Below are 6,000 nucleotides of genomic sequence, written 5' to 3'. Positions count from 1 at the left end.
CTCCCCCTTGTGGGGAGGGGTTAGGGGTGGGGGTCAACAGAAACAGGTTGGGCAGCTCGTGTTTCGTTAGCGCTTCAGCAGAAACACCGCCTGTTCGGCGACGATGTTCCAGACCCACCAGGGCGCGTTGACGGGGATCTTGTTTCCGTGTGCGCTAAGGGCAATTGCCTTTTCGACATCGGCGTCCAGTTCGCGGCAAAGTTCGACGAAATCACGCAGGGAGCAGAAATGGATGTTGGGCGTGTCGTACCATTCGTAGGGAAGATACTTGGTCACTGGCATCCGGCCCCTGAAAAGGAGCTGCATCCGGTTGCGCCAATGCGCGAAGTTCGGGATCGAGACGACCACCTGCTTGCCGATCCTGAGGAGCTCTCGGACCACCTTTTTCGGCTCACGGGTCGCTTGCAGCGTCTGGCTGAGAATGACGACATCGAACGCATCGTCCGGGTAGTCGGCGAGATCCTTGTCCGCGTCGCCCTGGATCACCGACAAGCCGCGTGCCACGCACCGGTTCACACCGGCCTGGCTGAGCTCGATGCCGCGCCCGTCCACCTGCCGTTCCCGCGCAAGGTGATCGAGCAGGGCGCCGTCCTCTGATCCGATGTCGAGGACGCGCGCACCGACCGGGACCAGCGACGCGACGACCCTGTGATCGCCCCGGACTTCACCGGGACGGGTCTGTTTCGGTGCAAGGTTCATGTCAGACAGCCTCCCCCGGCATCGGGATGCCGCGCGCGCGCGCGGCGCCGGTCATGAAGCCCTGAATGGTTTCAAACATTTCCGGCACGTCGAGCAGGAAGGAGTCATGCCCCCGGTCGCTCTCAATCTCGACGAAGGAAACGTTCGCGGCGGCGGCGTTGAGCGCCTTGACGACGCTGCGGCTCTCCGAGGTCGGAAACAGCCAGTCGGAGGTGAATGACATCACGCAAAAGCGCGTCTTCGTGCCCGTGAATGCATTCGGCAATGCTCCGCCGAATTCCTGCGCAAGGTCGAAATAGTCCATGGCGCGCGTCACGTAGAGATAGGAATTGGCATCGAACCGGTCGACAAAAGTCATTCCCTGGTGCCGCAGGTAGCTTTCGATCTGAAAGTCTGCATCGAACCCAAAGGTCAGGTTTTCCCGGTCCTGCAGGTTACGGCCGAATTTCTGGTGAAGGGATTCGTCGGACATGTAGGTCACATGCGCGGCCATGCGGGCAACGGCGAGACCCTTGGTCGGGCGGACATCTTCCTGGATGTAGTTGCCACCGGCCCAGTTGGGATCTGCCATAATCGCCTGGCGCCCAACCTCATGAAACGCGATGTTCTGCGACGTGTGTCGCGCTGAAGCGGCAATTGGAACGGCTGCGAACACGCGCTCCGGGTAGCTTGCTGCCCATTGAAGAACCTGCATGCCCCCCATGGAGCCGCCAATGACGGCAAAAATTGTCTCGATGCCGAGATGATCGACCAGCCGGGCCTGCGCACGCACCATGTCGCGGATCGTGATGACAGGCAGGTTGAGCCCGTAAGGCGCTCCGGTCGCCGGGTCGATGGTTGCCGGCCCGGTCGTGCCGAGACAACCACCCAGAACATTGGCGCAGATGACAAAGTAGTGATTGGTATCGATCGGCTTGCCCGGTCCCACCATCAGGTGCCACCAGCCGGGTTTGCCCGTCACCGGATTGGTCGAGGCGACGTACTGATCACCGGTCAGGGCATGGCAGACAACAATGGCGTTTGTCTTGTCCGCATTCAGCGTACCGTAGGTCTCATACGCGATTTGCCAGGGGCCCAGCCTGGTCCCCGAATCCAGTTCAAGCGCCTCGTCTTCAGGAAACCGCACGAGCTTGCTGGACGGCGTTTCGGCTTCGCTTGCCTTAAGGTCGTTCAGGGATGCCGGATTGTTGCTGTCAGCGGGCATGATTAAGCTGGGCGGTCTTCAGGTTTTGAGCATGGGATTTCGGACAGACTGGCGACCTAGCCGTGCCGGGCTTGCAGAGTCAATGTTTTCTTTTGCGTTTGGGCGATCACATCCCTATGACTATGCGCCGCTGACGACAAAACATAAGTTGGATCATCGGATGCCGAATACACCGGACAGCGGGACGAAACCTGACGACCTGCGCGCGCGCGTCGACGAGATCGACACGCGTATCCATCAGGCCTTGATGGACCGTGCCCGTGTGGAAGCCGACCTAAGGTCTTTGGAGGAAGCCGCCGGGGGCTCGGCAGGCTCCTTCCGTCCGGAACGGGACGCGGACAGTGTTCGACAATTGGTGGAACGTCATTCAGGTGTTCTGCCGTTGGCAACGGTCGAACACATCTGGCGGGACATCATCTGTGCTTGTGTAAACCCGCAAACGGACACCGTCATCTATCTCGATGGTGGCGCGGATCTGATCGATCTGTTCGATCTGACCCGATTCTATTTCGGATTTTCAGCCGAGCTGGACCCGTGCAGCGATGCTGCAGATGTGGTCGACGCCGTCGGTGTGTCGGATACGGCGATTGGACTTGTCGCGCTGAACGAGCGTGCGGAGCTGCCCTGGTGGCGGGGGCTGAGCGAAGCGGGCGCTCTTGTCCGGGCACGACTTCCTTTTGTCGTTCTGGACGAGCGGCCGGCAGATCTCCCGGCTCTTGTTCTCGCCAAGGCCGGGAGCCTGGTCGACAAGGCCGACGTTGCGGTCTATGACGCTCGCTGGTCAGATATCCTGCCGGGCAAGCTCATGGATCAGGGCATTGAGGTGCTTAGTTTCTTCCGCTCGGCGAGCGGCGTTGATGCCTTGCTGGCGATTTCGGGAGAACTGACCGAAGAAGACGCGCTGAAGGCCTGTGTTGCGGCCGGCGCGGAGCCGAACGTGCTGCGGCGTGTCGGTGGCTATGCAGCACCGATTGATGGCGAAAGCGATGCGGACGACGCGTTCGGCGCCGACGAACCGCAAGAGTGAACGAGACGACGTGAATGAGGGAAGCAACGTGACCAGACCGGATCGCCCCGAACCCAAGGCAGGTGTCCTGGATATTGCCGCTTATGTTCCGGGAAAATCAAAAGGCACGCACGGGAAGACCCTGCACAAGCTTTCGTCCAACGAAACCCCGCTGGGCGCCAGTCCGGCCGCCAAGGCCGCGATTGAGACCGTTGCTCATAACCTGGAACTCTACCCGGATGGCGCCGCGATCGAGCTGAGGGATGCTATTGCCGAGACCTACGGGCTGCATCCCGACCGGATCATCTGCGGTGCCGGGTCTGATGAAATCCTGAGCTTTCTGGCCTATGCCTATCTTGGCCCCGGCGATGAGGCGATCTATTCCGAGCACGGTTTCCTGATCTATGACATTGCCATCAGGTCAGCAGGTGCGACGCCCGTCGTTGCGCCGGAAACCGGCCTGAAAACCGATGTTGATGCGATCCTGGCCAGGGTCACGGACAAGACCAAGATGGTCTTCGTTGCCAATCCGAACAATCCGACAGGCACCTACCTGCCGTTCGAGGATATCAAGCGTCTGCACGAGGGCCTGCCGCCGCATGTGCTTCTGGTTCTTGATGCGGCCTATGCCGAGTATGTGCGCAAGAACGACTATGAAAGCGGGATTGAACTTGCGGCGACATCGCAAAACGTGGTCATGACGCGGACGTTTTCGAAGATTTACGGTCTGGCCAATCTGCGCATTGGCTGGGGTTTTGGTCCGTCTCACATCATCGATGCACTGAACCGCATTCGCGGCCCCTTCAACGTTTCGGGCATGGCGATCGCTGCCGGCATTGCCGCGGTCAAGGACCGCGAGTTTGTCACCAGGGCGATCGAACACAACGATGCCTGGCTGCCCTGGATCACCGAAGAGCTGGAAAAACTCGGTCTTGAAGTCGTTCCAAGCGTCGGCAATTTCGTCCTGATCCATTTTCCAGATGAAGACGGCAAGCGCGCAGTGGACGCGGATGCCTATCTTCTGGAACGGGGATGCGTGCTGCGCCAGGTCGGAAACTACGGCCTGCCGAACTCGCTGCGCATGACGGTCGGCTCCGAAGAGGCAAACCGGGCCGTCTTGCAACACTTGAAAGACTTTCTGGGAAAAGCCTGAGGGCAGAACATAACAAAATGACCGGTGCTCCCCTTTTTGAACGCATGGCCCTGATCGGTATTGGCCTGATCGGGTCATCTATTGCCCAGGTGGCTCGTCAGCGCGGACTGGTAAAAGAAATATCCATCTCCACCCGGTCGCCGGTCACCCTGCAGCGCGCGGAAGAACTTGGCCTTGGCGATCACTATGCGCTTGATGCCGCCGTTGCTGTCGAGGGCGCAGATCTCGTGATCCTGTGCGTGCCGGTTGGTGCAAACGAGGCAGTCGCCAAGTGGATCGCTCCGGCCTTGAAGAAGGGCGCGATCGTCAGCGACGTCGGATCGACGAAAGAATCGGTCGTCGCACAAGTCAGCCCGCATATACCGGAGGGTGTTCACTTCATACCGGGACACCCGATTGCGGGTACGGAGCATTCTGGCCCGGACGCCGGGTTTGCGACCCTGTTCGACCAGCGCTGGTGCATCCTGACGCCCTCTGAAAATACCGATCCGGTGGCGCTGGAGAAGCTCAAGGCGTTCTGGCAGGGCTGTGGCTCGGATGTGGATCTCATGGAGCCGAAGCATCATGATCTGGTGCTGGCGATCGTCTCGCACCTGCCTCATCTGATTGCCTACAATATCGTGGGAACCGCCGATGACCTGGCGACTGTGACCAAGTCGCAGGTGATCAAGTATTCGGCCTCGGGTTTCCGCGACTTTACCCGTCTTGCGGCGTCGGATCCGACCATGTGGCGGGACGTCTGCCTCAACAACAAGGAAGCGATCCTGGAAATGCTTGCCAGGTTTTCCGAGGATCTGTCGGCGATGCAACGGGCGATCCGCTGGGGCGACGGCCAGATGCTTTTCGACCTCTTTACCCGCACGAGAGGCATCCGCCGCTCGATCATCGAAGCGGGTCAGGAAACCGATGCACCGGACTTTGGCCGCCATGTAGCCAGCAACCCGAGCGGTGCGGCGGAATAAGCTGCGCGAGCGATCCTGGTTTGGGTGCGTAACCGACTGATTGGCAGAAGACTCACTAGTTCTGGCGCTTGACGATGTAGTCCGCAAGTGCGGTCAGCGTGCTTGCACGATCACCGTATTCGGCAAGAAGCGTTTCTGCCTCGGTGAGCAGGCTTGTCAGTTCGGCATGCGTTTTCTCAGCACCCCAGAGCCCGACCAGGGTTGCCTTGCCGGCCTCGGCATCCTTGCCGGTGGCCTTGCCCATGGCCTCAGGGCTGGCTTCAACGTCGAGAAGATCGTCCGCAAGCTGGAAGGCAAGGCCGATCACCTCACCGAAGCGGCTGAGGCGCTCCACATCTTCAATCGGCGCATTTGCCAAAAGAGCTCCGGCACGGCACGCAAACCGCAGCAGGGCTCCGGTTTTCATGGATTGAAGCAGCCGGATTTCCATCTCGGTACGATCGCGGTGTTCGGATTCCAGATCAAGCATCTGTCCGCCCGCCATTCCGCCAAGCCCCGATGCCCGGGACAGCTCTCGAGACAGCAAAAGCCTGACTGCCGGATCGTCATGAACCGCGTCGCCGGCAATCACGTCAAATGCGAGGGTCAACAGGGCGTCGCCGGCAAGAATCGCGGTCGCCTCGTCAAATGCTTTGTGAACGGTTGGCTGACCCCGGCGCAGGTCGTCGTCATCCATGGCCGGCAGATCGTCATGAATGAGTGAATAGCAGTGGACCAGTTCCAGGGCGCAAGCCGCCTGAAGGACGCCTTCATCCTCGCGTTTGAACAACTTGGCAGCCTCAAGGACGAGGACGGGACGCAAGCGCTTGCCGCCGTTGAGGGCGCCATGGCGCATGGCCGCAAGCAGACGCGGCGGGCGCGTGATTTCCTTTGCCTGGCTTTCCGGCGACAGGATCGTCTCCAACGTCGCCTCCACGTGCCGCGCCCGTTCTGCCAGATAGGGTTTGAGGTCAAAGGTCATATACGCATCCGCCAA

Annotated in this window: 6 protein-coding genes; 3 read left to right on the top strand and 3 right to left on the bottom strand. The window is 60.3% G+C overall.

Features of this window, described 5'->3' with window-relative positions; translation table 11 throughout:
- Positions 1-66 precede the first annotated feature (66 nt).
- Both metW and RBB47_RS28675 read right to left on the bottom strand, forming a co-directional pair.
- Complete coding sequence (metW, locus tag RBB47_RS28680) at positions 67-699, bottom strand: methionine biosynthesis protein MetW (protein ID WP_305989356.1); 633 nt, start codon at positions 697-699, stop codon at positions 67-69.
- Between the two features lies 1 nt (position 700).
- Positions 701-1,903, bottom strand: coding sequence for a homoserine O-acetyltransferase (locus RBB47_RS28675; protein ID WP_305989355.1), 1,203 nt, complete (start codon positions 1,901-1,903; stop codon positions 701-703).
- Positions 1,904-2,063: 160 nt separating this feature from the next.
- On the opposite strand from RBB47_RS28675, the gene RBB47_RS28670 reads away from it, so the two are divergent.
- From RBB47_RS28670 to RBB47_RS28660, 3 genes are read left to right on the top strand one after another with little or no spacing between them, the layout of a single operon-like run.
- Complete coding sequence (locus RBB47_RS28670) at positions 2,064-2,930, top strand: chorismate mutase (protein WP_305989354.1); 867 nt, start codon at positions 2,064-2,066, stop codon at positions 2,928-2,930.
- Between the two features lie 28 nt (positions 2,931-2,958).
- Positions 2,959-4,062, top strand: a complete 1,104-nt coding sequence (gene hisC / locus RBB47_RS28665) for a histidinol-phosphate transaminase (RefSeq protein WP_305989353.1) — start codon at positions 2,959-2,961, stop codon at positions 4,060-4,062.
- A gap of 17 nt (positions 4,063-4,079) precedes the next feature.
- Positions 4,080-5,024 (top strand): prephenate/arogenate dehydrogenase family protein, encoded by a 945-nt coding sequence (locus RBB47_RS28660; protein WP_305989352.1) that lies wholly within the window; start codon positions 4,080-4,082, stop codon positions 5,022-5,024.
- 55 nt (positions 5,025-5,079) lie between these two features.
- On the opposite strand, the gene RBB47_RS28655 is transcribed toward RBB47_RS28660, so the two are convergent.
- Positions 5,080-5,985, bottom strand: coding sequence for a polyprenyl synthetase family protein (locus RBB47_RS28655; protein ID WP_305989351.1), 906 nt, complete (start codon positions 5,983-5,985; stop codon positions 5,080-5,082).
- Between the last annotated feature and the right edge of the window lie 15 nt (positions 5,986-6,000).

It is taken from the genome of Roseibium sp. MMSF_3544, assembly GCF_030732845.1.
Lineage (GTDB): Bacteria > Pseudomonadota > Alphaproteobacteria > Rhizobiales > Stappiaceae > Roseibium.
This window is presented reverse-complemented; position numbering and strand designations above follow the sequence as displayed.

What these genes read in the sequence shown, in the direction of transcription:
- RBB47_RS28660 (WP_305989352.1), top strand. Translation starts at nt 4,080, where the DNA reads ATGACCGGTGCTCCCCTTTTTGAACGCATGGCCCTGATCGGTATTGGC.
- RBB47_RS28655 (WP_305989351.1), bottom strand. Translation starts at nt 5,985, where the DNA reads ATGACCTTTGACCTCAAACCCTATCTGGCAGAACGGGCGCGGCACGTG.
- metW (WP_305989356.1), bottom strand. Translation starts at nt 699, where the DNA reads ATGAACCTTGCACCGAAACAGACCCGTCCCGGTGAAGTCCGGGGCGAT.
- RBB47_RS28675 (WP_305989355.1), bottom strand. Translation starts at nt 1,903, where the DNA reads ATGCCCGCTGACAGCAACAATCCGGCATCCCTGAACGACCTTAAGGCA.
- RBB47_RS28670 (WP_305989354.1), top strand. Translation starts at nt 2,064, where the DNA reads ATGCCGAATACACCGGACAGCGGGACGAAACCTGACGACCTGCGCGCG.